The sequence below is a fragment of the Pseudomonas sp. HMWF032 genome (assembly GCF_003060885.1).
Taxonomy (GTDB): domain Bacteria; phylum Pseudomonadota; class Gammaproteobacteria; order Pseudomonadales; family Pseudomonadaceae; genus Aquipseudomonas.
Map to the genome: position 1 here is coordinate 85,547 of NZ_QAIG01000004.1, position 24,662 is coordinate 110,208.

Sequence of the window (24,662 nt, forward strand, 5' to 3'; positions counted from 1 at the left end):
TGCTCGGTGACGGATCCAGTATGGGGACTGGAATGGGTCGTGGTGTTTGCGGTTTCACTTCGGTGTGTTTTGTCATTGTTGTACACCCTGGTCTTGCATGGGGCGGATGCCGATACGATCACTCGTAGCGGCATCTGTCCGACGGATTTAGGCCGGCTCTGCCTCTGTTGCGGCAGCAGATTTGGCGCTTTGCTGCAGTGTCTTCATTTGCTCCACCCCCCAGAGCACGCGCTCAGGTGTTGCCGGGGCGTCGATATTCGGCTGCACGCGGTAGTCCGCCAGGCTGGCCACGGCGTCCTTGATCGCACACCACACGGCGATGCCGAGCATAAACGGCGGCTCGCCAACGGCCTTGGAGTGGTACACGGTGTCTTCCGGGTTCTTGCGGTTTTCCACCAGGTTGACGCGCAGGTCCAGCGGCATATCGGCGATGGCCGGGATCTTGTAGCTGGCCGGGCCATTGGTCATCAGCTTGCCTTTACTGTTCCACACCAGCTCTTCCATGGTCAGCCAACCCATGCCCTGAACGAATGCGCCTTCAACCTGGCCGATGTCCAGCGCCGGGTTCAGCGAGGCGCCCACGTCATGCAGGATGTCGGTGCGCAGCATCTTGTACTCACCGGTCAGGGTATCGACGATCACTTCCGAACAAGCGGCGCCGTAGGCGAAGTAGTAGAAAGGACGTCCGGCGGCCTTGTCACGGTCATAGAAGATCTTCGGCGTGCGGTAGAAACCGGTGCTGGAGAGCGATACCTGGCCGAAGTAGGCCTTCTGGATCACTTCCTCGAAGCTCAGGAACAGGTCACGTACGCGAACCTGGCTGTTGCGGAACTCAACATCTTCCGGGGTAACCTTGTATTCGCGCACCAGAAAATCAACCAGGCGCTGCTTGAGGGTTTCGGCGGCGTTCTGCGCGGCTTTGCCGTTGAGGTCGGCACCGCTGGAGGCGGCAGTCGGTGAGGTATTTGGCACCTTGTCGGTGTTGGTGGCGGTGATCTGGATACGCGAGATATCCACCTGCAGCACTTCTGCAACGATTTGCGCGACCTTGGTATTCAGACCCTGGCCCATCTCGGTGCCGCCGTGGTTCAGGTGGATCGAACCGTCGGTGTAGATATGGATCAGCGCACCGGCCTGGTTAAGGAAGGTGGCGGTAAAGCTGATGCCGAATTTCACCGGGGTCAGCGCCAGACCTTTCTTCAGTACTGGGCTCTTGGCGTTGAATGCACGGATTTCTTCACGGCGTTTGGCGTAGTCACTGCTGGCTTCCAGCTCGGCGGTCATCTCATGGATAACGTTGTGCTCGACGGTCTGGTGATAGTGGGTGACGTTGCGCTCGGTCTTGCCGTAGTAGTTGGTCTTGCGTACTTCCAGCGGGTCTTTGCCCAGGCTGCGCGCGACCGCATCCATGATTTCCTCGATGGCGACCATGCCCTGCGGGCCGCCGAAGCCGCGGTAGGCGGTATTCGACGCGGTGTTGGTCTTGCAGCGGTGGCCATTGATGGTGGCGTTGCCGAGGAAGTAGGCGTTGTCGGAGTGGAACATCGCACGGTCAACGATGGAGCCGGACAGGTCCGGCGAGTAGCCGCAGTTGCCAGCCAGCTCGATTTCGATGCCGTGTAGCAGGCCGTTGTCATCGAAGCCGACGTCGTATTCGACGTAGAACGGATGACGTTTGCCGGTGATTTGCATGTCTTCAACGCGCGGCAGGCGCATCTTGGTCGGTCGGCCCGTGAGGTGCGCGATCACGGCACACAGGCACGCTGGGCCTGCGGCCTGGGTTTCCTTGCCGCCGAAACCGCCGCCCATGCGGCGCATGTCGATGACGATCTTGTGCATTGGCACGCCCAGCACTTCGGCGACCAGCTTCTGCACTTCAGTGGCGTTCTGCGTCGAGGTGTAGACGATCATGCCGCCGTCTTCGCTCGGCATCACAGAGGAAATCTGGGTTTCCAGGTAGAAGTGTTCCTGACCGCCGATATGCAGGCTGCCTTGCAGGCGAAGCGGCGCGGTGGCCAGTTCGGCGGCTGAGTTGCCGATCTTGTGCTGGTGGCTGTCGAGGACAAAGTGCTTCTTGCGCAGCGCATCGACCACGTCCAGTACGGGCTCCAGATCTTCGTACTCGATGATCGCAGCCATAGCCGCCTTGCGTGCGGTTTCCAGGCTATCAGCGGCCACGGCGATCACCACCTGGCCAACGTATTCGACTTTGCCATCCGCCAGCAGCGGGTCACCGGCGACCACCGGGCCGATGTCCAGCTGGCCGGGTACATCCTTGCTGGTGATCGCGATGGCCACGCCAGGAATGGCGTAGCAGGGCGCGGTATTGATGCTGACGATGCGCGCATGGGCGCGGTCGCTCATGCGGGCATAGACGTGCAGCTGATTGGGGAATTCCAGGCGGTCGTCGACGTAGATGGCTTCGCCGGAGACGTGTTTGTCCGCGCTTTCATGTTTGACGCTCTTGCCGACGCCGGTGGTGATGTCGGCACGGAACAGTTCGGCCAGTTCGGCTTGGGTTTTGTGCTGGATGTGGTTAGACATAGGCGGTCACCCGGGTCTCGACTTCGGGAGCTTGCAGCTCGAGGAAGAATTTACGCAGCAGATTCTGTGCAGTGAGCAGGCGGTATTCCTTGCTGGCGCGGAAATCGCTAAGTGGGGTGAAGTCCTCGGCCAGGGCGGCGCAGGCGCGTTCGATTACACCCGGATACCAGGCCGAACCTTGCAGCGCGGCTTCACAGGCAGCGGCGCGTTTCGGGATGGCCGCCATACCGCCAAAGGCGATACGTGCGCTTTGCACCACACCATCTTCGACCACCAGGTTGAAGGCGGCGCAGACGGCGGAGATGTCATCGTCCAGTCGCTTGGACACCTTGTAGGCGCGGAACGCCTGGCTGGCCTGGTGACGCGGCACGATGATCTTCTCGATAAATTCGGCTTCCTGGCGTGCAGTCACCTTGTAGTCGAGGAAGTAGTCTTCAAGCGGTAGGGTGCGGCTACTGTTGCCTTTGCGCAGCACGATCTGCGCGCCAAGGGCGATCAGCAGCGGCGGGGCGTCGCCGATAGGGGAGGCGTTGCCGATGTTGCCGCCCAGGGTGCCCTGGTTGCGGATCTGCAACGAGGCGAAGCGGTGCAGCAGCTCGCCGAAGTCCGGGTAGTCCTGGGATAGCGCTTCGTAGCAATCGGACAGCGCGGTGGCGGCGCCGATTTCAATGCTCTCGGCAGTCACGTCGACGCGCTTCATCGCTTCGATATGGCCGACGTAGATCATCACCGGTAGCTCGCGGTGAAACTGGGTGACTTCCAATGCCAGGTCGGTGCCGCCCGCGAGTAGACGAGCTTCGGGGTTGGCGGCGTAGAGATCGGCCAGGTCAGCAACCGTCAGCGGCAACAGGCAGCGTTTATCGCCACTGTTGAGTTCGGCCGTTTCACGCGGGGCGATGGCTTTCAGTTGGGCTACGGTTTGCGCTTCGGCGGCATCGAACTGATCCGGCTGCTTCTGGCAGCAGGCCTGCTCGGCGGCATCGATAATTGGGCGGTAACCGGTGCAACGGCACAGGTTGCCGGCCAGGGCTTCCAGGGTGTCGGCCTTGTTAAAGCCGCTGCTGCCGGACGCGGCCTGGTTCTTCTGCAAGGCGAACAGCGACATGACGAAACCGGGGGTGCAGAAACCGCACTGCGAACCATGGCAATCGACCATGGCCTGCTGCACGCTGTGCAGTTGGCCTTTGTGCTTGAGGTCTTCAACGGTAATCAGTTGTTTGCCATGCAGGCTGGAAACGAAGGTCAGGCAGGAGTTGAGGGTGCGATAACGCACACGCTCCCCAAATAGTTCACCGACCACCACGGTGCAGGCACCACAGTCGCCAGAAGCACAGCCTTCTTTGGTTCCGGATTTACCGAGATGCTCACGCAGGTAATTGAGCACGGTCACGTTAGGGTCGAGGGCATGCTCAGTACGCAGCTCCCGGTTGAGTAAAAACTGGATCAAGGACGACCTCCAGGCACTTTTATTGTTCTCGTATCAGGCTCTGCTGAAACGACTGTGTTGGGCAGCACAGCGTTTCCACACGGCTTGGCATGAGGCAAATCTAGAGATATCTGACTTTTGGGTCAATAAAAAATTTGACTCTTTGGTCAAGTGATTGTCGTAGCATTCTGTTGGGAGCGGAAAAGCTCACGGACAGGCTTAAACGCTAGCCGCTTTTGTGCCAAGCCAGGTGCGGCAGAACTACAAACGCAGGGCATAAAAAAACGCCAGGGGTGGGAGCCCTTGGCGTTTTTTGTTACTGCGTCTGCGTTTAGGAATGGGTCAGCTGTGAATCAGTCAGTTGGTGCTCTTCACCTGCGTAGTAGGCGCGCACCCGTGGGTCCATCACCGCGCGCCACAATGGTGGGAACAGCGCCAGGACGATCATTCCGGCATAGCCATTGGGCAGTTGTGGACTGTCGTCGAAGTGGCGCAGCACCTGATAGCGGCGTTTGGCATAGGCGTGGTGGTCGGAATGGCGTTGTAGGTGGAACAGGAAGAGGTTGGTCAGGAGGAAGTTGCTGTTCCATGAATGCGTCGGATTGGTGCGTTCGTAGCGGCCATTGTCCAGCTTGCGGCGGTGCAGGCCGTAGTGCTCCACATAGTTGACGACTTCCAGCAGGGTAAAGGCGACCACTGACTGCGCGATAAAGAACAACGCGCCGAGCCAGCCGAAGGCCAGGCTGAAACCGATCAGGAATAACGCACTAATGGCGTACCAGCCAATCAATTCGTTGCGCCAGTGCAGGGCAGGCAGGTTCTTGCGTTTCAGTCGTTCAGCTTCAAGCTTCCAGGCATTGAGGAAGTTGTGCTTGTAGGCGTGCGGCAGAAAGGCATAAAGGCTCTGGCCATAGCGCGAGGAACTGGCGTCTTCCGGGGTCGACACGTGCACGTGGTGACCGCGTACATGTTCGATCTTGAATCCGCCATAGCACACGGCTGCCAGCAGAAGGCCTCCGGCGTTCTGCTCCAATTGCGGGTCCTTGTGGATGAACTCATGGGCTACGGTTATGCCGATCGCCCCGGTGACTGTGCCGACTGAAAGCACCCAACCGAACTGGCCTACCCAGCTCCAGGCCTCATGGTTGACGAACACCCAGCCAGCCCAGCCGAGCATGCCCAATAGCGCTGGCACAGTTGCCAGGCTTAATAAGCGGTAATAACCCTGCTGCTCCATTTGCGGCACCTGCACGGTTTCATCGGGGTTGGCCGGATCACGGCCGATGATGAAGTCCAGCAGCGGGATTACCCCGAACACCACCAGCACCACCAGCCAGGGCCAGGCGTTGGCATAGTGGCTGTCCAGTGACCAGTAATAGCTCAAGGGGATTCCCAATACCGGGATCAACCAGAACCAGTAGCCGATGCTTTTGATGGCAAGCATCCAGTTTGAGGGCAGGCGTTCGAACATGGTGGCTCCGTACTTGTTATTGTTGGAGTAGTAGGTTGGTAGGATTGTAGGACAATCTTCCTTGGTGGCCATCCCCCGGCAGCCCACCTTTTGGTTTGAAAGCAGGGCGCAGGCGGCCTTGGCCCGGTAACACCCTGTGTTACACTCGCGGCCTGCGCTGTACCGCCCAAGCCAAGCCTGGCATGAGCTTGAGACCCTTGTTTGCGCCCAATAGGTCAGATAGAGCCTAAGGATCACCATGACGTTCAAGGCACCGGATAGCCTCGCTGAGCAGATCGCCCATCACCTTGCCGAACGCATCATTCGCGGTGAGTTGAAGGCGCGTGAGCGGATTCAGGAACAGAAAGTCACCCAGGCGTTGAACGTCAGCCGCGGTTCGGTGCGCGAGGCATTGTTGATTCTTGAGCGCCGCCACCTGATCGTGATTCCGCCGCGCCGCGGAGCGCAGGTGGCGGAATTGACACCGCATAACGTCAAGAGCCTGTATGCCCTGGTCATGGAACTGTACATCCTGCTGGGCAAGGCGGTGGCGGATAGCTGGCAGGTTGAGGTCGACCTGGCGCCGTTTCTGCTGATACAGCAGCGTCTTCAGGACAGCCTGCAGCGCGAAGATATCAACGCTTTCGTCGAAAGCAGCTTCGACATCATGCGTGCCGCCTTCCCGTTCTCCAATAATCCCTACCTGCAGGAAACCGTGGAGAACCTGCTGCCGGCCATCAGCCGCACTTATCACCTGGCGCTGGAGCGGCGCAAAGGTGAAATGGGCCAGTTTCTCAACACCTTTGCCGCCTTGTTGCAGGCGATCATCGCCCGCAACCACCAGGCCATCCGTGAGGTGCTGCTGGGTTACGGTGAGCACAATTGCCAGCTGGTTCTGGCCGCACTGGCCGACGCTTAAGGAAGGCTGTCTATGCGGCTCAAGTGCATCAAACTGGCCGGTTTTAAGTCCTTCGTCGACCCGACCACGGTGACCTTCCCCAGTAATATGGCGGCCGTGGTCGGGCCGAACGGCTGCGGCAAGTCGAACATTATCGACGCCGTGCGCTGGGTGATGGGTGAGAGTTCGGCGAAGAACCTGCGGGGCGAGTCGATGACCGACGTCATCTTCAATGGCTCCAATACCCGCAAACCGGTGACCCAGGCTTCAATCGAGCTGATTTTTGACAACTCCGACGGCACCCTGACTGGCGAATACGCGGGCTATAACGAAATTTCCATCCGCCGCCGGGTGACCCGCGACAGCCAGAACACCTATTTCCTCAACGGCACCAAGTGCCGTCGCCGCGACATTACCGACATCTTCCTTGGTACCGGCCTGGGCCCACGCAGCTACTCGATCATTGAGCAGGGTATGATCAGCAAACTGATCGAAGCCAAGCCGGAAGACCTGCGCAACTTTATCGAAGAAGCCGCCGGTATCTCCAAGTACAAGGAGCGCCGCCGCGAGACTGAGAACCGCATCCGCCGCACCCATGAAAACCTGGCACGCCTGACCGACCTGCGTGAGGAGCTGGAGCGTCAGCTCGACCGCCTGCACCGCCAGGCCCAGTCGGCGGAGAAATATCAGGAATACAAGGCCGAGGAGCGTCAGCTCAAAGCCCAGCTCACCGCCTTGCGCTGGCAGGCGCTGAATGAGCAGGTGGGTAGCCGCGAGGCGGTGATCAGCAACCAGGAGGTCAGCTTCGAAGCCCTGGTGGCCGAGCAGCGCAACGCCGATGCGAGCATCGAGCGGTTGCGCGATGGCCATCACGAGCTGAGTGAACGTTTCAACCTGGTGCAAGGCCGTTTCTACTCGGTGGGCGGCGATATCGCGCGTATCGAGCAGAGCATCCAGCACGGCCAGCAGCGTCTGCGCCAGTTGCAGGACGACCTCAACGAAGCCGAACGCGCGCGCCTGGAAACCGAATCGCATCTGGGCCACGACCGCACGTTGCTGGCGACCCTGGGCGAAGAGCTGGCCATGCTCGAACCTGAGCAGGCGCTGACTGCAGCGGCGGCGGAAGAGTCCGCCGCCGGGCTGGAAGAATCCGAAACAGCCATGCATGGCTGGCAGGAACAGTGGGACAGCTTCAACCAGCGCAGCGCCGAACCACGGCGGCAGGCCGAGGTTCAGCAATCGCGGATTGCCCAGCTGGAGCAGAGCCTGGAGCGCCTGGCCGAGCGTCAGCGGCGTCTCACTGATGAGCTGCAGCAACTGGCCGCCGACCCGGAAGATGCCGCGATTATCGAACTGAGCGAGCAGATCGCCGCCGGCGAAATCAGCCTGGAAGACTTGCAGCTGGAAGAAGAGCAGCAGGGCGAACGTCTGCAGCAACTGCGCAATGATCTGCAGCAGGGCAGTCAGGCCCAACAGCAGGCGCAAGGCGAGTTGCAGCGCCTGAATGGTCGCCTGGCTTCGTTGGAAGCGCTGCAGCAAGCGGCGCTGGACCCCGGCAAGGGTGTCGGTGAGTGGTTGCGCGAACAGCAGCTGAGCGAACGCCCGCGTCTGGCCGAGGGCCTGCGGGTTGAGGCCGGCTGGGAGCTGGCGGTGGAAACCGTGCTGGGTGCCGATCTGCAGGCCGTGTTGCTGGATGATTTCCAGGGCCTGGATTTTGCCGGCCTGACCCAGGGCGATCTACGTCTGGCCAGCCCGAGTAAGGGCGGTGCGCGGGTTGCCGGCAGTCTGCTGGATAAGGTCGAAGCCAATATTGATCTGACACCCTGGCTGGCCAAGGTCAAACCCGTACAAAGCCTGGATGAAGCACTGGCTGCGCGCTTGCACTTGGCCGAAGGCGAAAGCCTGATCAGCCGTGATGGCTACTGGGTCGGCCGGCACTTTTTGCGCGTGCGCCGCGCCAGTGAAGCGGAAAGCGGCGTGCTGGCCCGTGGTCAGGAGATCGAACGGCTGACGCTGGAGCGCGATGAGCGTGAAGCAGCACTGGCTGTACTGGATGAGCGGCTGACGCATCTGCGTGAAAACCAGCGTGCTCAGGAAGAACAGCGCGAGCAGCAACGCCGTCAGGCCCAAGACTTGGCCCGTCGTCTCGGCGAGCTGAAGGCTCAGCTGTCTGCCGGACAGGCCAAGGTCGAGCAGCTGATATTGCGCCGTACCCGTCTGGACAGCGAGCTGCTGGAGCTGGGCGAACAACGCGAAATCGAACATGAGCAACTGGGTGAGTCGCGTCTGCAACTGCAGGATGCTCTGGATGCCATGGCCACTGACAACGAGCAGCGCGAAAGCCTGCTGGCCCGCCGCGACAGCCTGCGCGAACGCCTTGATCGCGTGCGCCAGGAAGCCCGTCAGCACAAGGATCACGCTCACCAGTTAGCTGTGCGCTTAGGCTCACTCAAAGCCCAGCATGACTCCACCCGCCAGGCCCTGGAACGCCTGGAACTGCAGGCCGAGCGCCTGCACGAGAAGCGCGAGCAGCTCAACCTCAATCTGGAAGAGGGCGAAGCGCCGCTGGAAGAGCTGCGGATCAAGCTCGAAGAACAGCTCGACAAGCGCATGGCGGTGGAAGACGAACTCAAACTGGCGCGCCTGGCCCTGGAAGATGCCGACCGCGAGCTGCGTGATGCGGAAAAACGCCGCACCCAGGCCGAGCAACAGGCGCAGCTGTTGCGTGGTCAGCTGGAACAGCAGCGCATGGACTGGCAATCGCTGACCGTGCGACGCAAGGCGTTGCAGGATCAGTTGCTGGAAGACAACTACGACCTGCACGGCGTGTTGGCGACTTTGCCGCCAGAGGCCAGCGAGAAAGCCTGGGAAGAAGAACTGGAGCGCCTGGCTGTACGTATACAGCGCTTGGGCCCGATCAACCTGGCGGCAATTGACGAATATCAGCAGCAATCCGAGCGTAAGCGTTACTTGGATGCGCAGAATGCCGATCTGGTGGAAGCGCTGGAAACCCTGGAAAACGTCATCCGTAAGATCGACAAGGAAACTCGCAACCGCTTCAAGGAAACTTTCGATCAGATCAACGGTGGCCTGCAGGCGCTATTCCCGAAAGTATTCGGTGGCGGTAACGCCTATCTGGAACTGACCGGTGAAGATTTGCTGGATACCGGCGTCACCATCATGGCGCGCCCGCCTGGAAAGAAGAACAGCACCATTCACTTATTGTCCGGCGGGGAAAAAGCACTGACGGCCTTGGCCCTGGTATTTGCCATCTTCAAGCTCAATCCAGCGCCGTTCTGCATGCTCGATGAAGTGGATGCGCCGCTGGATGATGCCAACGTCGGGCGCTATGCAAGGCTGGTAAAAGAGATGTCGGAAACCGTGCAATTTATCTATATCACCCACAATAAAATCGCCATGGAAATGGCCGACCAGTTGATGGGCGTAACCATGCACGAGCCCGGTTGTTCGCGATTGGTGGCCGTGGATGTGGAGGAAGCGCTGGCCTTGGTTGAATCATGATGGCCAGGGCGGTGTAAAGTTATCTTTCGTCGTGCTAGCTTAATGCGCATTGTTATTAGACGTGGCGTTATAACTCAGGGAAAGGCCTGGCAGAACATAGGCTTGGCGTCGCGAAAAAGAATTAGCAAAATGGCCCTGGAAGGCCTTTTTCAGCACATTTTTATTAGGGGTTAAGGTATTTCATGGAATTCGGTCTGCGCGAGTGGCTGATTGTCATCGGCATTATTGTGATTGCCGGCATCCTTTTTGATGGCTGGCGGCGGATGCGTGGTGGTAAGGGTAAGCTCAAGTTCAAACTTGATCGTAGTTTTGCCAACCTGCCAGACGATGACAGTGATCCGGACTTGCTGAGTCCGCCGCGGGTAATTGATCGGAATAAGGAGCCCGCTTTTGATGAAGAGGATCTGCCTTCACTAAGCGCCCGCGAACTCAACCGCCGTCGTGCAGGCGAGCCACAACAAGGTGACCTCAATCTTGGACAGGATGAGCCGGTGCCGACTCTGCTCAATCCGGTTGATGGCGAGCCAGCAGTTAAGTCGCTCAGCCAGAGTCAAGACAGCCTGAAAGAATTACCGCCTGTAGAAGAAGTACTGGTGATCAACGTGATTGCTCGCAGTGAGGAGGGTTTCAAAGGGCCTGCGCTCTTGCAGAACATTCTGGAAAGCGGCCTGCGTTTCGGTGAGATGGACATCTTCCACCGCCACGAAAGCATGGCGGGTAATGGTGAAGTACTGTTCTCCATGGCCAATGCGTTGAAACCTGGCACTTTTGATCTTGATGACATAGAAGGATTCAGCACCCGCGCCGTGAGTTTCTTCCTCGGCTTGCCTGGTCCGCGTCATCCCAAGCAGGCGTTTGATGTAATGGTGGCGGCGGCACGCAAACTGGCCCATGAACTGGGTGGCGAGTTGAAGGATGACCAGCGCAGCGTGATGACTGCGCAAACTATCGAGCACTACCGCCAGCGCATCGTCGAATATGAACGCAAGCAACTGACCAATAAACGCTGATTTAACCGATGAAATACCAAGAGCAGCCAAGGCTGCTCTTTTCGTTTGAGAGCACACTGCAATGACCGATGCCTCGATTGCTGCCCAGCGCATAGTGCAACTGCGCGCCGAACTGGATGGGCATAACTATCGCTATCACGTACTCGATGAGCCGAGTATTCCCGACGCTGAATATGACCGTTTGTTCCATGAGCTCAAAGCTCTAGAGGTCGAACACCCAGAGCTGGTTACGGCCGACTCTCCAACCCAGCGCGTCGGTAGCTTGGCGCTTTCGGCCTTCGGCGAGGTCAAGCACGAGGTGCCGATGCTCAGCTTGGGCAACGCCTTCGAAGAAGCCGACCTGCTGGATTTCGATCGCCGGGTGCGCGAAGGGCTGGATTTGCCAGCTGGCGATCTGTTTGGTGGCGGTGCTGAGGTTGAATACAGCTGCGAGCCCAAACTTGATGGCCTGGCGGTCAGCCTGTTGTACCGCGATGGCTTGCTGGTGCGTGGCGCTACGCGTGGTGATGGCAGCACGGGCGAGGATATCAGTGTCAACGTGCGCACCATTCGTAATGTGCCGTTAAAGCTGCAGGGTGAGGGCTGGCCTGCGGTACTTGAGGTACGGGGTGAAGTCTTTATCTCCAAGGCCGGTTTCGAGGCGCTTAATGCACGGCAGCTGGAGCAGGGCGGTAAGACTTTCGCCAACCCGCGTAATGCGGCGGCAGGCAGCCTGCGTCAGCTGGATTCGAAAATTACCGCCAGCCGTCCGCTGGAATTCTGCTGCTACGGCATTGGCCAGGTGCAAGGTGAACTGCCACAAACGCATATCGGCATTCTTGAAGCCCTTAAGCAATGGGGCATGCCGATCAGTCGCGAGCTGAAACTGGCCAAGGGTGCCGATGAATGCCTGGCGTATTACCGCAGTATCGGTGAACGTCGCGAGTCACTGGCTTATGAAATTGACGGCGTGGTGTTCAAGGTCAACAACCTGGCCTATCAGCGCGAACTGGGCTTCCGCGCGCGCGAGCCACGCTGGGCGATTGCCCATAAGTTCCCGGCAATGGAGGAGCTGACCGAGCTTCTGGATGTGGAGTTCCAGGTTGGCCGTACGGGTGCGGTTACCCCGGTGGCACGTCTGAAACCGGTCAAAGTGGCTGGCGTTACAGTGTCCAATGCCACGCTGCATAATATGGATGAAGTGGCGCGTCTGGGCGTGATGATCGGCGATACGGTGATTATCCGCCGCGCCGGTGATGTGATTCCGCAGGTGGTTCAAGTGGTGCCTGAGCGTCGTCCACTGGATGTCAGACCAGTACAGATTCCTGAAAGCTGTCCGGTGTGCGGTTCTCACGTCGAGCGCACCCAGCTGGTCAAGCGCAGCAAGGGCAAGGAAACCTTCAGCGAAGGCTCGGTGTACCGCTGTGTTGGCCGTCTGGCGTGTGGCGCCCAGCTCAAGCAGGCGATCATTCACTTTGTCTCACGTCGCGCCATGGATATAGAAGGTCTGGGCGACAAGACCATCGAACAGCTGGTTGATGAGCAGTTGATCGCCTCGCCGGCCGATCTGTACCAACTGAAGTATGAGCAGATCATCAACTTGGAAGGCTTTGCCGAGGTTTCCAGCAACAAGCTGCTTCAGGCCATTGCTGACAGTAAACAACCCAGCCTGGCGCGCTTTATCTATGCCCTCGGCATACCCGATGTGGGCGAGGAGACTGCCAAGGTGCTGGCTCGTTCGCTGGCATCTCTAGAGCGCGTACAACAGGCCTTGCCGGAAGTGCTGACCTACCTGCCGGATATCGGTTTAGAGGTGGCGCATGAGATCCACAGTTTCTTTGCCGACAGTCATAACCAGCAGGTGATTGCGGCTTTGCTGGCCCGTGATCAGTGTGGGTTGCAATTGCAGGAGCAAGGCGAGCTGAGTGCCGAACTCAGCGCCAGCGCCACACTGGCGGGGATGCTGGACAAGCTGAATATCCCGTTCGTAGGCCCTGGTGGCGCGCAGAAGCTGGCGGACAAGTTTGTCAGTCTGGATGCGGTGCTGGCGGCTGACTGGCTGGATATGCGTCAGACTCTGCCCGAGAAGCAGGCCAAGGCGGTGCGCGAGTTTTTCGATGTGCCAGCCAATGCGCAACGTGCGCAGGCTATCGAAGCGCAGCTAAAAGCTTTTGGCATGCACTGGCACAGCGAGAAAAGAGCTATCGAAGGCTTGCCGCTGGCTGGGCAGACCTGGGTGCTGACCGGCACGCTGGAAGTGATGAGCCGCGATGTGGCCAAGGAAAAGCTGGAAAGTCTGGGCGCCAAGGTGGCAGGGTCGGTATCGGCGAAAACCAGTTGTGTCGTGGCGGGCCCTGGGGCGGGCTCGAAACTGGCAAAAGCCAGTGAGTTAGGTGTGCGGGTGATTGACGAGGCGCAGTTTTTGTCAGCCCTGGCGGGCTTCGGCCTCTAGAAAGGCGGGTTTTCTATACTGCCCCCAAACAGAGTTTGGGGGCAGTACGACAACTTAGTTACCGGTTACGTTTACGCAGGTTTCGCCGAAGAACGGGTAGAAGCCTTTGGTGTGGTAATCAGCGGTAGCGATGGTGCCGATGTTGCCATTGGCCTTGGCGGCAGCAATGGACGCGTCGCCTTTGTTGATCAGACCAATGATGGTGGTGGCGCAAGCAGTACCGGTTTTGTTACCGGAAGCGGTAGTGGCAGTGATCGGGCCTTTGACGTCGGTGATCAGACCAACGCTGACTGGCGACAGGCCAGAAGCGCAACCGCTGAGCAGGGTAACCAGGCCGGCAGCCAGAGCAATTTTCTTCAACATGTTGTGATTCCTTTTCGCTTATCCATAAGAAGCTTTACCCATCCAGGTAAAGCGCTCGCGCACCCTAAAGCAGTGCCTGGGCAATAACAAGTTCGCCTGCTATTTTTCAAATCGATTTCAAATTTATGAAATCTTTCTGTGACTTTTCCACTGACAGCTGTTATCGCGCTACGCGCTATTGATTCAGCAGCCTACATAGAGAACGTGGCGATATTTGGTGATACGAATCTTGGGGGAGGTGCCTGGTGCTTCGATCAAGTGCCAGGCAAGGGGTGATCAGTCACCGTGATATTCGCAACCGCTGGTGCAGGTTTCGTGGATACGGATACGCGACAGTTCAGGCAGCAGCGGCTTGAGTTGCTGCCAAATCCACTTGGCCAGCACTTCACTGGTGGGATTTTCCAGGCCAGGAATATCGTTCAGGTAGTTGTGGTCAAGCTGCTCATAGAGTGGCCTGAAGATTGCCTTGATCTCGGAGAAGTCGCGAATCCAGCCGGTATAAGGGTCAACTTCACCTTCGATATACACCGCCACCTTGAAGGAATGGCCGTGCAGGCGCCCGCATTTGTGGCCTTCGGGGACGTGAGGCAGGCGATGGGCGGCCTCGAACATAAACTCTTTGAACAATTCCACGGTCTTTCTCTCGGGTGGTACGCGGCTAACAGCGCGTTTGGCAAGGCGCGGATATTACCAGCTCAGCAGCTGTTAACCGAGTAGCACAGAGGATTGGATACAGTTCTATGGCTGATTGCGCTCCAACCGATAGATGCTGACCGCCTCGTAAACCGCCTTTCTCAGACGGTTGATACCGCCAATCGGACGGTGTTCGGGTAGCGCATGCCAGGGGTTGAAAGACAGGTTGTCGCAGAACAGGTTCTGCTCGCGGCTATCAAAGTCCTGCGCCGGTACCTTGATGGTGGCGACGGTTTCGAACGGTGAAACGGCCTCGCTCCACTCAACGCTAGGGTCTTCGATGGGCATGTAGTAGTTGGCGTTCTGCCGCTGAACCTGCAGGGCAAAGCAGGCGGGTACGCGGTCCAGCGACAGCTGCTGATATAGCGCGTTGCGCAGGAAATTCGGCAAATCCTGGTTCTGTTCAGGCAGCTGATACTCGGGGCATGCTTCTGGTTGAGGAATGACCCGGTATTTGATGTTGTGCTCACCCAGTTTGAAGGGTGCAATAGAGTTGTAGGTGGTCGCCACCGGTGTTTCCGGGGCAGGGGACAGGGTCTTCAGTGCGATGATCAGATGGCGGAGTTCCCAGGTGCTGGGGTTCCAGCTGGGGAAGAACGCCAATATTTTTTTGCCGTCGGCCTGGGCAGCGAAATTGCTTTTGTACTCGGCCACATCACGCACGAAAAAGGCTGGGTGATTGAACATCACGAAATCCTGCTCGCTGGCGTGCTGTGGGCTTTGCGTAAGTTTTTCACCGGGCACATCAAGCAGCTTGATCGCCATGCCGCGTGCATCGCGTGCGCGGTCAAATTGTGGGTAAGCATTACCATTGGACAGGCGCATCCAGGCTTGCCAGGTTTTCCCCGGCTCACTGAGTACGCCGCGTTGCAGGTTGCTATCGATATCAGCGCTGACGGTGACTTCGGCCTTCATGCAGCCATGAGCCTTGGCGTGAGCATCACGCAGTACCCGTGTGTTGTCACGGTGCTGTTCGACCACACGAATGGCATCTTCGATGATGCCTTGGGTCAGCGCGGCTTCATCGGCCGGGATCTGCTCTTCAGTGGATACCGGGCCGGAGAACTTCCAGCCGTAATAGGCCGCACCGATGGCCCAGCCACCGATAGCGATGGCCAGCACAAGCACCAGCAGTTTGCCCAGTACACGGCCGAGCCAGAGCCAGAATCGTTTAAACATGGAGTCAATTCCTTTTAATTATTCTCAGTGTGCGATTACAGGCAGCGTGCAGTTCAGTTCTGGCAAGACGGCCCCGGGGTCCACTCTTTGGCGGCAACAGGCTGTAGCTGCTGTTCCAGAGCCGGATTGCCCAAGACCTTGAGGTACTCGATCAGTGCCCAACGTTCTTCCGGTTGCAGGGCGCGGCCTATCACGCCGTCTTCACGGCATCCCGCACGGAATTCGTGACCACGATTGCTGTTGCCGGTGACCTGGGTATCGAAGTGGAAGCCGCCGGTGAATTTTCCGCTGTTGTAGCCAATCTGTTTCGGGTTGAACTCGAAGTTACCCACCCAGAACTGGGTTTGCCGCTCCGAGACCGGCGACAGAAGTTGGAACAGGGTCGGCACCGAACCGTTATGCAGGAACGGCGGCGTGGCCCATATTCCATCCAAGGGGCGGGCTTTATAGCCGCGTAATTCCTGGACCCCGATCGGTAAGTCAAAGCCGTCCATGCGACCCCGTTCTGGTTGTGTGATGCCGGCATCTTGATACGCGCGGTTCTCCACGTAGGCGGTGACGTAGGCCAGGGCCTTTGCGCTAGAGATGCTGCGCATGTCGATGTCATCCAGCTTCGCGCCAAACAGGCGTACATCCAGCTTGCTCAGTTCGGCCTTGGCCCAGCCCAGTTTGCTGATATCGAAGCGATGGTCGGCAATATTGTCCGCCGTAGTTGGGTCCGTGCCGACGATGGAAGTCGGTACCACGCGCATACGCCATTCGGGATCGCGAGCGGGGGCGAAGCTGTCCTGGGGCGTTTTCGGGTCAGGCGCATGGCAGTAGGCGCAGTTTTCGGCAAACAGCGCGCGGCCGCGGCTGGCCAATGGCAGGTCGACCTTACCGAACACGGCTTCCGGCCAGGTAGGGGGCTGCAGCTTTTTCAGCGTTTCTTCCAGGGTGAACAGGTCACGCAGGCGTACGCTGGATGAGTAGCGTTCGGCTTCGGCAACCGGGTGGCCATCGGTATTCAGTAAGCGCAGGGTTGCGCCGACACCCAGGGCCTCGCCAACGTTGCGGGCCATCGGCTGCATGGCCGAACCGTTCCACTGCACCCAGTCGAATTTCCAGATATCCCAGACTTGCGGATAGCTCACCGGTGCATTGGCGACTCGGTAGTTGCTCGGGTCGATGGCATCACCAAATACGCTGTTGGCAATCCGGCCGAATGCATCGGTACGGCCGAAGCCTTCCTCGGTTGGGTAGAGGCCGCGATGCCAGTCATTGAACGCCGTGCCCAATAGGCGATCGAGTACCACCTTGAAATCGCGGCGCAGTTGCGCCTTCTCACTGGCGTATTCATCACCCAGTACCTGCTTGGCGAAGCGGCGGAATTTCAGCGGATTGTAATAGGTGAAAGCCATGCTCATGCCGAGCGCCTGCCCAAAGCTGCCACCGCGTACGGTCGGTACGGTGGAGGCCAGCGAATGCAGCGCGGCGCCGCCGTCGATGCGTACGGCCTGGCCTTTGTAGCGCAGCTCACCGGTGTGGCAAGCTGCACAGCTGATATCCAGGTAGTGCTCGCCGGTTTCGGCATCGGCATGCCGGGCAAAACCGACTGGCAGGTTGCCGGGGTTCAGTGGTGTGGGTTGCTGTTGCGGATCAACCAGGAAACCGAACCGCGCCAGGTACTCCGGCGTGGCAAATTGGCTGCTGCTGAACGGCAGTTCCAGGGCACTGAACCATTCATAGCGCAGGCCTTTCACCTGAGTACCTTGTGGGGTGTAGTAATAGGTCTGGCGCTCTTCTGCCGACCATTGATCAAGGTAATGCAGTTTGTCGGGCTGTTGATAGACCGGAAGGTTGGGGTTGGCGATGAAGTACAGGGCAATCAGCAGCCCGACTACCAGCAACAAAAGAAGCCCATACAGGGCCCGACGGAGAATGCGCATGGATACTTCCTTGTGGCGATTTTTATTTGTTGTTTTTATGCCAATTGGCGCAGCCGATGGCAAGCAGCCATTACTACGAAACCCAGGAAATAGCCTTCTTTTTGCTCCGAAGATGGCTTTACAGTGCGGTTTATGACGAATTAATCCACGGGAGTGAGTGTATGCATCCTTTTGACGCGCCGCAGCCGCCTAAATTGGCGCTTTTGCTGGGCTATGCCGGGTTGGTGCCTTTTGCCACCGGAGCCCTGGGTATTTGGGTGGTGCCGGAGGGCTGGCGACCGGTGGTGCTGGCAGCGCTGCTGGATTATGCCGCGGTAATTCTGGCCTTTATGGGGGCTATCCACTGGGGGCTGGCCATGCGTGCGCAAGAGGCGGGGCAGTCGGCGCAATTGCAGTTGGGTTTTTCGGTCGTACCGCCATTACTGGGCTGGCTGGCGATCAGTGGTGGCATGCCCACCAGCCTGGCCTTGCCCCTGTGCCTTATCGCTTTTGCCGGCCTCTATGGCGCGGATTTGCGAGCGGTCAAGCTGGGGCTGGCACCGCAGTGGTACCCAAGCTTGCGGCGTCCGCTGACGATTGTGGTGTGTCTGAGCCTATTGTTGGCCTGGACCAGTGTGCTGGTGCGTTGAGCCCAGCCACTGCGCAACGGTTGCAAGCGTTTGCTGGCGCCGCACAGTCCAGTCGCCCTGAATGCGCTGCAGTGGCTGCTGGTGTTGACACAACCAGTCTGCGCACTGTTCAAAGAACGCCACACGCTGAGTCAGCTCTGGCTGACAACGCTGGCCATCGTCGACCCAGGGTACGCTGCGCGGGTCAAGCAACAGGTGCAGGTGGTAGTCGCGCGCCAAGAGCGCCTCTTCGATCCAGACCGGACAATCACCAAACAGCGTCTGGCTCCAGAGCATGTTGCTGAGCAGGTGGGTGTCGAGTATCAGCAACTCAGGTGCGGCTGCTCGGGCCTGGTCTTCCCAGGCCAGCTGACCCTGGGCGATGCGACTGATATCGGCATAGCAGGTGTCGCGCTGTTCTTGGTCGATAAAGTGCCGCACATACTCGCCCACCAGCACGCCACCAAAGGTTGTTTGAATGGCATCGGCCAGCCAGCTTTTACCGCTGGATTCCGGGCCGGTCAGCACCAGCACCTTCATGCGTTGACCAACGCGCGATCTCGTCCCCAGGTCAGCCAACCGTGAATCGCCAACAGGGTAAATACGCCATACAGCGCAGCTGTTGGATACAAGCCCTGTTGTACAAATAGGCCGACAAACAGCAAATCCAGAAGTACCCACAGTGGCCAGCATTCCAAGCGTTTTTGTGCCATCCACACCTGAGCGACCAAGCTGAAGGCGCTCAATGCTGCATCCAGCCAGGGGGCTGCTGCATCGGTGAAGGTAGCCATCAGATAAGCTAGCAAGAGAGCACCGAGGCCCCCGGCAGCCAAGCTGAAAAACAGGCCTTGCGCGCTCAGCCGATTGACCTGCACGCCGCTGTGGTTGCTGCCGCCTCGCGTCCACTGCCACCAGCCGTAGCCTTGCAGCACGGCATAAACGCCTTGCAGAAGCATGTTTGAATAAAGCCTGCCGTCATAGAAAATCCAGGCATACATCAACACCATCAGCAGACCGAGCGGCCAGCACCAGCGATTCTGTCTCACGGTGAGCCAGACGGCCCATACACCAAGTGCCGAGGCGAGAGTTTCAAGGGGCGACATAGAGCACTAGCTGCCGGAAGTAGGGAGGTCAACGATTGTAACCATTCACTTTGCGCGCGTCTTGGCGCGGCGGATGGCCAGTCGCCATGATATTGCCGATATACTTACTTGACCAACCTGGAGAGCAGCACGTGTTGAAGTCGGCTTTGCACTGGATCAGCGCTGTCTGTTTGCTGACGCTGAGCATATTTACCACGCTTGTTCAGGCAGCACCCACAGTCGGGAATACCCCTGCCTCCGTCGTGTTCCTTAATCCAGGTTATTCCGATGAGCCTTTTTGGGTGGGTTATACCCAGTTCATGCAGGCAGCAGCTGATGGCTTGGGGATGCACCTTCAGGTCATTTATGGTGAGCGTGACCATCGCTTGTTACTGCAGCGAGCACGTGAGCTGTTAGAGGAGGGCACCCTTCCGGATTATCTGCTGTTCGTCAACGAGATGTACACCGCGCCTGAATTATTACGCCTGTATGCCAATAGCCCTGTCAGGCTGTTCTCTCTGCACAGTACCCTGACAGCCGAGCAACATCAGATTGTTGGTCGTTCACGTGAGCGGTACCGCAACTGGATTGGCAGCCTGATTCCCAATGATGAACAAGCAGGCTATTGGATGGCAGAGGCACTTATTGCGCGTCTGGACGGTAAACCCGGTAATCTGCTGGCATTTGCGGGAGTGCGTAATACGCCGTCATCCTCGCTGCGTGAGGAGGGTTTGCGTCGTGCTTTGGTCGAGCATCCCGAGGTTACGTTACAAAGCCTGGTTTATGGCGAGTGGAGGCGTAATCGAGCATATGAGCAGGCTAAACTACTGCTACCCCGCCATCCTGAGGTCCAGTTGATCTGGTCGGCCAATGATGAAATGGCTTTCGGGGTCATGCAGGCCGCTCAGGAAATGGGCAGAGTCCCGAACAAAGATATCTTTCTCTCTGCATTGAATAACTCCGATGAGGTTTTGCAGGCGCGCATTGACAACAAGGTATCGGTGTTGGTTGGGGGGCATTTCACGCTGGGAGGCTGGGCGATGGTGATGTTGCACGATTACCATGCCGGTACGGATTTTGCCACGCGTGGCGGCAAGGACAGGGTTGAAACGCTGTTTACCGTTCTGGATGCCGACCAGGCAAAACGCTTACAGAAACGCCTCAGTAGCCAAGGCTATGGGCTGGACTTTCGTCAGTTCAGTGCGGTGTATAACCCCAATATCCGTAATTATGGATTTTCAGTCTTGCCGTTGCTGCAGTGACTCAGACACCCGCCAGATGTAATACCAGCTTGACCACGCCAAAGATCATCAGCACAAACACTGCAGTAAACAGCACGCCCAGAATGATGAAATGACTGGGCTTACCCCGTGAGAAGTCACGCGCACGATTCCTTCCGCTTTGTACACCCAATGCAGCACTTAACACGCTCTGTAGCATCTCCCAGAGCGTCAGCGGCTTGTTTTTCTCGTCGTCCATTAGCCACCCCTATCCTGAAATCTTAGTTTCATTAAAGCCTATACCTGAGACGGTGGATTGTCTGAGTACTGACTTCGCTGCAACGGTGGATCAATTGAACACCCAGGCTCATGTGCCATCCCTTCCCAGGCGCCCGTTCTAACGGTCTTTAGTGTTTACACGTCGTGGCCGCTGCAGCAGCTCTCCGCTGCAGTTCGGGCAACGCCCATGCAATGTGCTGTCGACGCAGTCGCGGCAAAATGTGCACTCGTATGAGCAGATAAATGCGTCCTGGCTGTCGGCCGGAAGGACTCGGTTACAGCATTCGCACTTGGCTCGTATCTCCAGCATGGCAAGCTCCTTCGGTTAGGTGTTCAGGCGAAACGTTCGGCATACTCATGCGGGCTGATGCCAAGGTGCTTTTGAAAGGTACGGCGCAGGTTTTCCGGGTGGTTAAAGCCGCTCAACCGCGCCACCGTGCTGATTGAGGCTTGTGCGTTCTGCAGCAGGCTGCGCGCGGCTTCCAGGCGTACGATTTCCACATAGCGACCTGGTCCCATACCCAACTCCTGATTAAAGGTTCTCGATAAGGTGCGCGGCGTCATATTGGCCTGCGCGGCCAGCGCTGCCAGCGACAGATCCTCATGCAGGTGCAACGGTATCCACTCCAGAAGGTTGGCCAGGCGCGGTACTCGGCTTGGTTCCGGGGTCAGCAGCGCACTGAACTGCGCTTGCCCGCCGGGGCGGCGTAGGAACAGCACCAGACGTTTGGCCACGGCCAAGGCAAGCGGGCGACCGAGGTCGGCCTCAACGAGGGCCAGTGCCAGGTCGATCCCGGCAGTTACTCCGGCCGAGGTGAAGATATGGCCATTGCCGTCTGGGTCTTGCGCATCATAGGTGTGCAAGCAATCAGCGCTGATTTCCACCTGCGGGTATTCCAGGCGCAAACAGTCGAGATCGGCCCAGTGGGTGGTGGCGCGGCGGCCATCAAGCAGACCGGCGGCGGCGAGAATCAGCGCACCCGAACACACCGAACCCACGCGTCTGATTTGCGGTGCGACGCTACGTAGCCAGGTCAGCAACTCAATGTTCTGACATTGCGCCTTGTCGCCCTGACCACCTGGAATCAACAGTGTGTCGATATGTGCCGGGTCTATGGCACTCCAGGCCTGTTCGGCAACCAGTTGGAAGCCGGCTGAAGTAGTCATCGCCCCAGCTTGCTGACCGAGCACCAGCAGGCGATAAGCAGCGGGCAAGCCTTGGCGTTGGCGTTCGTCATTGGCGGAGGCAAACACCTGCAATGGGCCGGTCAGATCCAGGCTCATGACATGCGGATAAAGCAGGCAGGCAATGGTTCGTGGGACATCCATGGCGGCATCTCGATAAGCGATGGAGGCAGTCTGCGCTTAACGAGTAATTGGCAACAAGGACAATAAGCCCACGGATATGGCCATTGCGGCGTCGCCAGCGTGGCAAGGAAGGGAAGGGCTCTGACAAGAGGGGCCAATCGGCAGCTCAGAGCCCTTGTTGCAGCAGCCGATTACTCCGGCATGCTCCATGGCTCCAGGGTGAAACCTTGCTGACTGAGCTGCTCACGGGATTGCTTGAGCACGTCGGCAAATTGCACCGGGTCACTGTAGATGGTGCTGGACAGTTGAGTACGGCCGAGCAGGCGAGTGCTGGTACGGTCGATCACACTCAGGCTGAGGTTACCTGTGCCATCTTGCGGGGCCCAGGCGACGCATTGGAAAGGTTGAAAGGCGCGGTCGGCAATCAGCAAAGCTTCGTTAAAACGCAGCGGTGCGTTCATGGGGTCGGTTTCTCCGAGGTGATCCCAAATACACAAAGGGGCAAACGGTGAACTCACGCTTGCCAGTCATAAGTGTTGATGAACGAAGCTGACTGTTAAGTCACACCTTGTCGAAGAAATGCAAGAAATTGTCCGATAAATCACAGTTTTAATGGCGTAAGCCGAGAAACAGCGCGAGGAATGCAGGCGTTAGGCGTTTTCACGGTGCTTGCAGGCAGCCATCAACTGGCGCAAATAGCCGGCGACATAGCGGTGAAAGCCCCGGTCATCCCAGTAACACAGGTGACTCAACGGGGTATGCCGCTTGTACCAGGGGCCTACCGGCATAGCGCGATCTTCGGCAACCACGGCGGCATAGTTGGGCAATGGGCGCAGCGGATAACCCAGCGGGTCAGCGGGGGCATAAAGGTTGAGCCAGCGCGCCTGTTCGGTCACCGCCTCGGTCAGGCAGTGGCCGGGGAAGCGGATCGGTACGACCGGGTCATAGGCAAAGGTAAACAGCGGGATATTGCAGCCAAAGGTGATCAGCCCGCTCAGGGTCTCCAAGGCCAGAAAGGGATCCAGTGGGCATTCCTCTGCAGTATTGATGCGTTGCTGATCCCAGACGAAATTGGAGAAGATATGCCCGCCCAGTGAGTGCGCCAGCACCACCAGTGGCGTGTCAGCATCGACCTTGGCGCGTAAGGCATTGAGACCGCTGCGCAGGCACTGATGGACTTCTTCATAGGTGGTGTCGTAAGCCTGGCTGACTTTACGATAGCCGCTGGCATCACCGAGAAATAGCGTAACGATGCGTCGTAACCAGCGCCAGCGTACGGGCTGGTCGCGCAGCTTGTCGAGAAAAGCCAGTTGCCGTTTGTCCAGCACGCTGGCCCAGTGCAGGGTCTGAAAGGCCACTTGGTCGGCCTCTGCGCCAAGGCGTTGGCGCAATCCGGCGATCAGGCTGTGGGCGAAGGCGTGCTGGCCTTCGTCGTCACGCAGGTCGGGCTGCGTGCCGATGCCGTGAATAATGGCGACTGCGAGTTTCATTCTGCCCATCCCTGGTCATGTCTACGTGGCGAAAGTACTTCGCACCACGGGTTATCAAAGTGCTTGCAGGCGCTCGCCTAGACGGCCGCTGTCGACCAGTTCGAGAAACTCGTCGCCAAGCCGCTGGCTTTCGCTCATGGCCGTGCGCCAATAGCGCTCGCGGCCGGCATCATCGCCCAGGTAACGACTGAAGTCCTTACGGTCGGGGAGTTTGCCATGGGGCAAGCGTGCCAGGTAGTCACGTGAGGGGGCCAGCAGCAGAACATCCTGCAGGCGTCCGCCATCACCTCGGCGCCAGGGCATGCCCTTGTCGAACCAGCCGGGTATGACCTTATCGGTGAAGTGCGGGTAGAGCACGATATCGCCGCCGCTGTAGGGCAGATCGAGGTGATAGTCGAGCAGGCCGCCATCGCGGTAGGTACCAGGGCCGGCACCGGGGATATCGCGGACCCCTTGCATGATCATCGGGATGGAACCGGAGGCCAGCAATGCATGACGCAGATTACCGCTGTCGAGTTGCAGATAACGCGAGGGGAAGTCGCTGAGCGTCCCTAAGGGCGGAGCCCGGCGGGCATCGTGCAGAATCACCCGTTCGAAGTGCTTGGCCAGCCGCGGTCGGCCTAGCAGGTTGCTGCCAATCACCGAAGACAGGCCGAGGCCGAGTGCGCCGCGATGGTCGTGCTGGAGCAGGCCATGACTTTTCACCACGACGATATTCAAACGGTAATGCGGGTTGCTGAGGATGTTGGCGTCGTCGTTGCCGAGCAGTTGATCAAGCATCAGGCTGCAGCTACTCGACACCTGCGCCATGCTCACGCCTTTGGCAAAGCGCTGCGAGGTATACAGCTCGCCGAGGCGACGCAGGCCCGCAGCAGCATCCGGCAAGCAGGCACTGGCGAAACGCCAGGAACCGATGGACGCACCGATCAGCGAACGCTCGCGCGGTGCGCGCTGCAGCCAGTTGCCAAACAGCGCCAGATCCAGCCCTTGAATTCCTAAAGCCTTGGGGCCGCCAGCAGCGCCCGGCAAAATACCGACATCCGCGGGTTGCAGGCCGTTCTCGCGAATCCGCGCGAGGGCACGTTTGCCGGCCTTGATTGTCAACGCAGGGGATTTGATCAATATCGCATTCATGCTGGCCTCCATCGCGCAAGGCAGCGATTATAGGGTGCTGGATTGCCAGGCCAAGCGACTTCAGCGCGTGAATGATGTGCGCGTGGCTTGGGATAAA

Annotated in this window: 22 protein-coding genes; 7 read left to right on the top strand and 15 right to left on the bottom strand. The window is 58.6% G+C overall.

The genetic code is table 11. The annotated features are described in order from the left end of the window. Positions 1-147 precede the first annotated feature (147 nt). The 3 genes from xdhB to DBR00_RS02065 form a co-directional block, all read right to left on the bottom strand. Positions 148-2,544, bottom strand: coding sequence for a xanthine dehydrogenase molybdopterin binding subunit (gene xdhB / locus DBR00_RS02055; RefSeq protein ID WP_108488134.1), 2,397 nt, complete (start codon positions 2,542-2,544; stop codon positions 148-150). Then, a complete protein-coding gene (gene xdhA, locus DBR00_RS02060) occupies positions 2,537-3,991 on the bottom strand; it encodes a xanthine dehydrogenase small subunit (RefSeq protein ID WP_108488133.1) in 1,455 nt (484 codons plus the stop codon). The genes xdhB and xdhA overlap by 8 nt, the downstream gene beginning before the upstream one ends. 310 nt (positions 3,992-4,301) lie before the next feature. Beyond that, positions 4,302-5,441: an alkane 1-monooxygenase gene (locus DBR00_RS02065; protein WP_108488132.1), complete on the bottom strand. Its 1,140-nt coding sequence runs from the start codon at positions 5,439-5,441 to the stop codon at positions 4,302-4,304. A 238-nt stretch (positions 5,442-5,679) separates the two neighbouring features. Between DBR00_RS02065 and DBR00_RS02070 the strand changes: the two genes are divergently transcribed. From DBR00_RS02070 to ligA, 4 genes are all read left to right on the top strand, one after another. After that, positions 5,680-6,339: a GntR family transcriptional regulator gene (locus tag DBR00_RS02070; protein WP_108488131.1), complete on the top strand. Its 660-nt coding sequence runs from the start codon at positions 5,680-5,682 to the stop codon at positions 6,337-6,339. Between the two features lie 12 nt (positions 6,340-6,351). Continuing rightward, positions 6,352-9,840, top strand: coding sequence for a chromosome segregation protein SMC (smc, locus tag DBR00_RS02075; RefSeq protein WP_108538005.1), 3,489 nt, complete (start codon positions 6,352-6,354; stop codon positions 9,838-9,840). A gap of 182 nt (positions 9,841-10,022) precedes the next feature. Beyond that, positions 10,023-10,850 (top strand): cell division protein ZipA, encoded by an 828-nt coding sequence (zipA, locus tag DBR00_RS02080; RefSeq protein WP_108487983.1) that lies wholly within the window; start codon positions 10,023-10,025, stop codon positions 10,848-10,850. A 61-nt stretch (positions 10,851-10,911) separates the two neighbouring features. Beyond that, the gene (gene ligA, locus DBR00_RS02085; protein WP_108487984.1) at positions 10,912-13,281 is read left to right on the top strand and encodes an NAD-dependent DNA ligase LigA; all 2,370 of its coding nucleotides are present in this window, start codon (positions 10,912-10,914) and stop codon (positions 13,279-13,281) included. A 54-nt stretch (positions 13,282-13,335) separates the two neighbouring features. Here ligA and DBR00_RS02090 read toward each other — a convergent pair whose 3' ends face one another. The 4 genes from DBR00_RS02090 to DBR00_RS02105 form a co-directional block, all read right to left on the bottom strand. After that, positions 13,336-13,644 (bottom strand): TRL-like family protein, encoded by a 309-nt coding sequence (locus tag DBR00_RS02090; RefSeq protein ID WP_090253600.1) that lies wholly within the window; start codon positions 13,642-13,644, stop codon positions 13,336-13,338. A gap of 276 nt (positions 13,645-13,920) precedes the next feature. Beyond that, positions 13,921-14,277, bottom strand: a complete 357-nt coding sequence (gene queD / locus DBR00_RS02095) for a 6-carboxytetrahydropterin synthase QueD (protein ID WP_108487985.1) — start codon at positions 14,275-14,277, stop codon at positions 13,921-13,923. A gap of 105 nt (positions 14,278-14,382) precedes the next feature. Then, the gene (locus DBR00_RS02100; RefSeq protein WP_108487986.1) at positions 14,383-15,516 is read right to left on the bottom strand and encodes a catalase family protein; all 1,134 of its coding nucleotides are present in this window, start codon (positions 15,514-15,516) and stop codon (positions 14,383-14,385) included. Positions 15,517-15,569: 53 nt separating this feature from the next. Continuing rightward, positions 15,570-17,444: a di-heme-cytochrome C peroxidase gene (locus DBR00_RS02105; RefSeq protein ID WP_108487987.1), complete on the bottom strand. Its 1,875-nt coding sequence runs from the start codon at positions 17,442-17,444 to the stop codon at positions 15,570-15,572. Here DBR00_RS02105 and DBR00_RS20620 point away from each other — a divergent pair. Then, complete coding sequence (locus DBR00_RS20620; RefSeq protein WP_158271537.1) at positions 17,443-17,580, top strand: hypothetical protein; 138 nt, start codon at positions 17,443-17,445, stop codon at positions 17,578-17,580. The genes DBR00_RS02105 and DBR00_RS20620 overlap by 2 nt on opposite strands. A gap of 25 nt (positions 17,581-17,605) precedes the next feature. Continuing rightward, positions 17,606-18,073 carry a DUF3429 domain-containing protein gene (locus DBR00_RS02110; protein WP_108487988.1) on the top strand — a complete coding sequence of 156 codons (468 nt, stop codon included), beginning with the start codon at positions 17,606-17,608 and terminating at the stop codon, positions 18,071-18,073. Here the strand turns inward: DBR00_RS02110 and DBR00_RS02115 are convergent. Both DBR00_RS02115 and pnuC read right to left on the bottom strand, forming a co-directional pair. Next, entirely contained in the window at positions 18,038-18,592 is a 555-nt protein-coding gene (locus tag DBR00_RS02115; RefSeq protein ID WP_108487989.1) for an AAA family ATPase, read from the bottom strand. The two genes, DBR00_RS02110 and DBR00_RS02115, sit on opposite strands and share 36 nt — an antisense overlap. Then, entirely contained in the window at positions 18,589-19,155 is a 567-nt protein-coding gene (pnuC, locus tag DBR00_RS02120; protein ID WP_108487990.1) for a nicotinamide riboside transporter PnuC, read from the bottom strand. The genes DBR00_RS02115 and pnuC overlap by 4 nt, the downstream gene beginning before the upstream one ends. A gap of 131 nt (positions 19,156-19,286) precedes the next feature. Here pnuC and DBR00_RS02125 point away from each other — a divergent pair, with 131 nt between their 5' ends. Further along, positions 19,287-20,396, top strand: coding sequence for an ABC transporter substrate-binding protein (locus DBR00_RS02125; protein ID WP_256582905.1), 1,110 nt, complete (start codon positions 19,287-19,289; stop codon positions 20,394-20,396). Position 20,397: 1 nt separating this feature from the next. On the opposite strand, the gene DBR00_RS02130 is transcribed toward DBR00_RS02125, so the two are convergent. The 6 genes from DBR00_RS02130 to DBR00_RS02155 all read right to left on the bottom strand — a co-directional run bounded on the left by DBR00_RS02130 (position 20,398) and on the right by DBR00_RS02155 (position 24,565). Beyond that, a complete protein-coding gene (locus DBR00_RS02130) occupies positions 20,398-20,613 on the bottom strand; it encodes a DUF2970 domain-containing protein (RefSeq protein ID WP_108487992.1) in 216 nt (71 codons plus the stop codon). A 138-nt stretch (positions 20,614-20,751) separates the two neighbouring features. Next, positions 20,752-20,943 (bottom strand): DUF1272 domain-containing protein, encoded by a 192-nt coding sequence (locus DBR00_RS02135; RefSeq protein ID WP_108487993.1) that lies wholly within the window; start codon positions 20,941-20,943, stop codon positions 20,752-20,754. A 23-nt stretch (positions 20,944-20,966) separates the two neighbouring features. Further along, positions 20,967-21,962, bottom strand: a complete 996-nt coding sequence (locus DBR00_RS02140) for a GlxA family transcriptional regulator (protein ID WP_108487994.1) — start codon at positions 21,960-21,962, stop codon at positions 20,967-20,969. Between the two features lie 170 nt (positions 21,963-22,132). Next, entirely contained in the window at positions 22,133-22,402 is a 270-nt protein-coding gene (locus tag DBR00_RS02145; RefSeq protein WP_108487995.1) for a hypothetical protein, read from the bottom strand. Positions 22,403-22,591: 189 nt separating this feature from the next. Next, positions 22,592-23,431, bottom strand: coding sequence for a hypothetical protein (locus DBR00_RS02150; RefSeq protein WP_108487996.1), 840 nt, complete (start codon positions 23,429-23,431; stop codon positions 22,592-22,594). A gap of 54 nt (positions 23,432-23,485) precedes the next feature. Beyond that, a complete protein-coding gene (locus DBR00_RS02155) occupies positions 23,486-24,565 on the bottom strand; it encodes a patatin-like phospholipase family protein (protein ID WP_108487997.1) in 1,080 nt (359 codons plus the stop codon). Positions 24,566-24,662 lie beyond the last annotated feature (97 nt).

What these genes read in the sequence shown, in the direction of transcription:
- xdhB (WP_108488134.1), bottom strand. Translation starts at nt 2,544, where the DNA reads ATGTCTAACCACATCCAGCACAAAACCCAAGCCGAACTGGCCGAACTG.
- DBR00_RS02065 (WP_108488132.1), bottom strand. Translation starts at nt 5,441, where the DNA reads ATGTTCGAACGCCTGCCCTCAAACTGGATGCTTGCCATCAAAAGCATC.
- DBR00_RS02070 (WP_108488131.1), top strand. Translation starts at nt 5,680, where the DNA reads ATGACGTTCAAGGCACCGGATAGCCTCGCTGAGCAGATCGCCCATCAC.
- smc (WP_108538005.1), top strand. Translation starts at nt 6,352, where the DNA reads ATGCGGCTCAAGTGCATCAAACTGGCCGGTTTTAAGTCCTTCGTCGAC.
- zipA (WP_108487983.1), top strand. Translation starts at nt 10,023, where the DNA reads ATGGAATTCGGTCTGCGCGAGTGGCTGATTGTCATCGGCATTATTGTG.
- ligA (WP_108487984.1), top strand. Translation starts at nt 10,912, where the DNA reads ATGACCGATGCCTCGATTGCTGCCCAGCGCATAGTGCAACTGCGCGCC.
- DBR00_RS02090 (WP_090253600.1), bottom strand. Translation starts at nt 13,644, where the DNA reads ATGTTGAAGAAAATTGCTCTGGCTGCCGGCCTGGTTACCCTGCTCAGC.
- DBR00_RS02100 (WP_108487986.1), bottom strand. Translation starts at nt 15,516, where the DNA reads ATGTTTAAACGATTCTGGCTCTGGCTCGGCCGTGTACTGGGCAAACTG.
- DBR00_RS20620 (WP_158271537.1), top strand. Translation starts at nt 17,443, where the DNA reads ATGGATACTTCCTTGTGGCGATTTTTATTTGTTGTTTTTATGCCAATT.
- DBR00_RS02105 (WP_108487987.1), bottom strand. Translation starts at nt 17,444, where the DNA reads ATGCGCATTCTCCGTCGGGCCCTGTATGGGCTTCTTTTGTTGCTGGTA.
- DBR00_RS02110 (WP_108487988.1), top strand. Translation starts at nt 17,606, where the DNA reads ATGCATCCTTTTGACGCGCCGCAGCCGCCTAAATTGGCGCTTTTGCTG.
- DBR00_RS02115 (WP_108487989.1), bottom strand. Translation starts at nt 18,592, where the DNA reads ATGAAGGTGCTGGTGCTGACCGGCCCGGAATCCAGCGGTAAAAGCTGG.
- pnuC (WP_108487990.1), bottom strand. Translation starts at nt 19,155, where the DNA reads ATGTCGCCCCTTGAAACTCTCGCCTCGGCACTTGGTGTATGGGCCGTC.
- DBR00_RS02130 (WP_108487992.1), bottom strand. Translation starts at nt 20,613, where the DNA reads ATGGACGACGAGAAAAACAAGCCGCTGACGCTCTGGGAGATGCTACAG.
- DBR00_RS02135 (WP_108487993.1), bottom strand. Translation starts at nt 20,943, where the DNA reads ATGCTGGAGATACGAGCCAAGTGCGAATGCTGTAACCGAGTCCTTCCG.
- DBR00_RS02140 (WP_108487994.1), bottom strand. Translation starts at nt 21,962, where the DNA reads ATGGATGTCCCACGAACCATTGCCTGCCTGCTTTATCCGCATGTCATG.
- DBR00_RS02145 (WP_108487995.1), bottom strand. Translation starts at nt 22,402, where the DNA reads ATGAACGCACCGCTGCGTTTTAACGAAGCTTTGCTGATTGCCGACCGC.
- DBR00_RS02150 (WP_108487996.1), bottom strand. Translation starts at nt 23,431, where the DNA reads ATGAAACTCGCAGTCGCCATTATTCACGGCATCGGCACGCAGCCCGAC.
- DBR00_RS02155 (WP_108487997.1), bottom strand. Translation starts at nt 24,565, where the DNA reads ATGAATGCGATATTGATCAAATCCCCTGCGTTGACAATCAAGGCCGGC.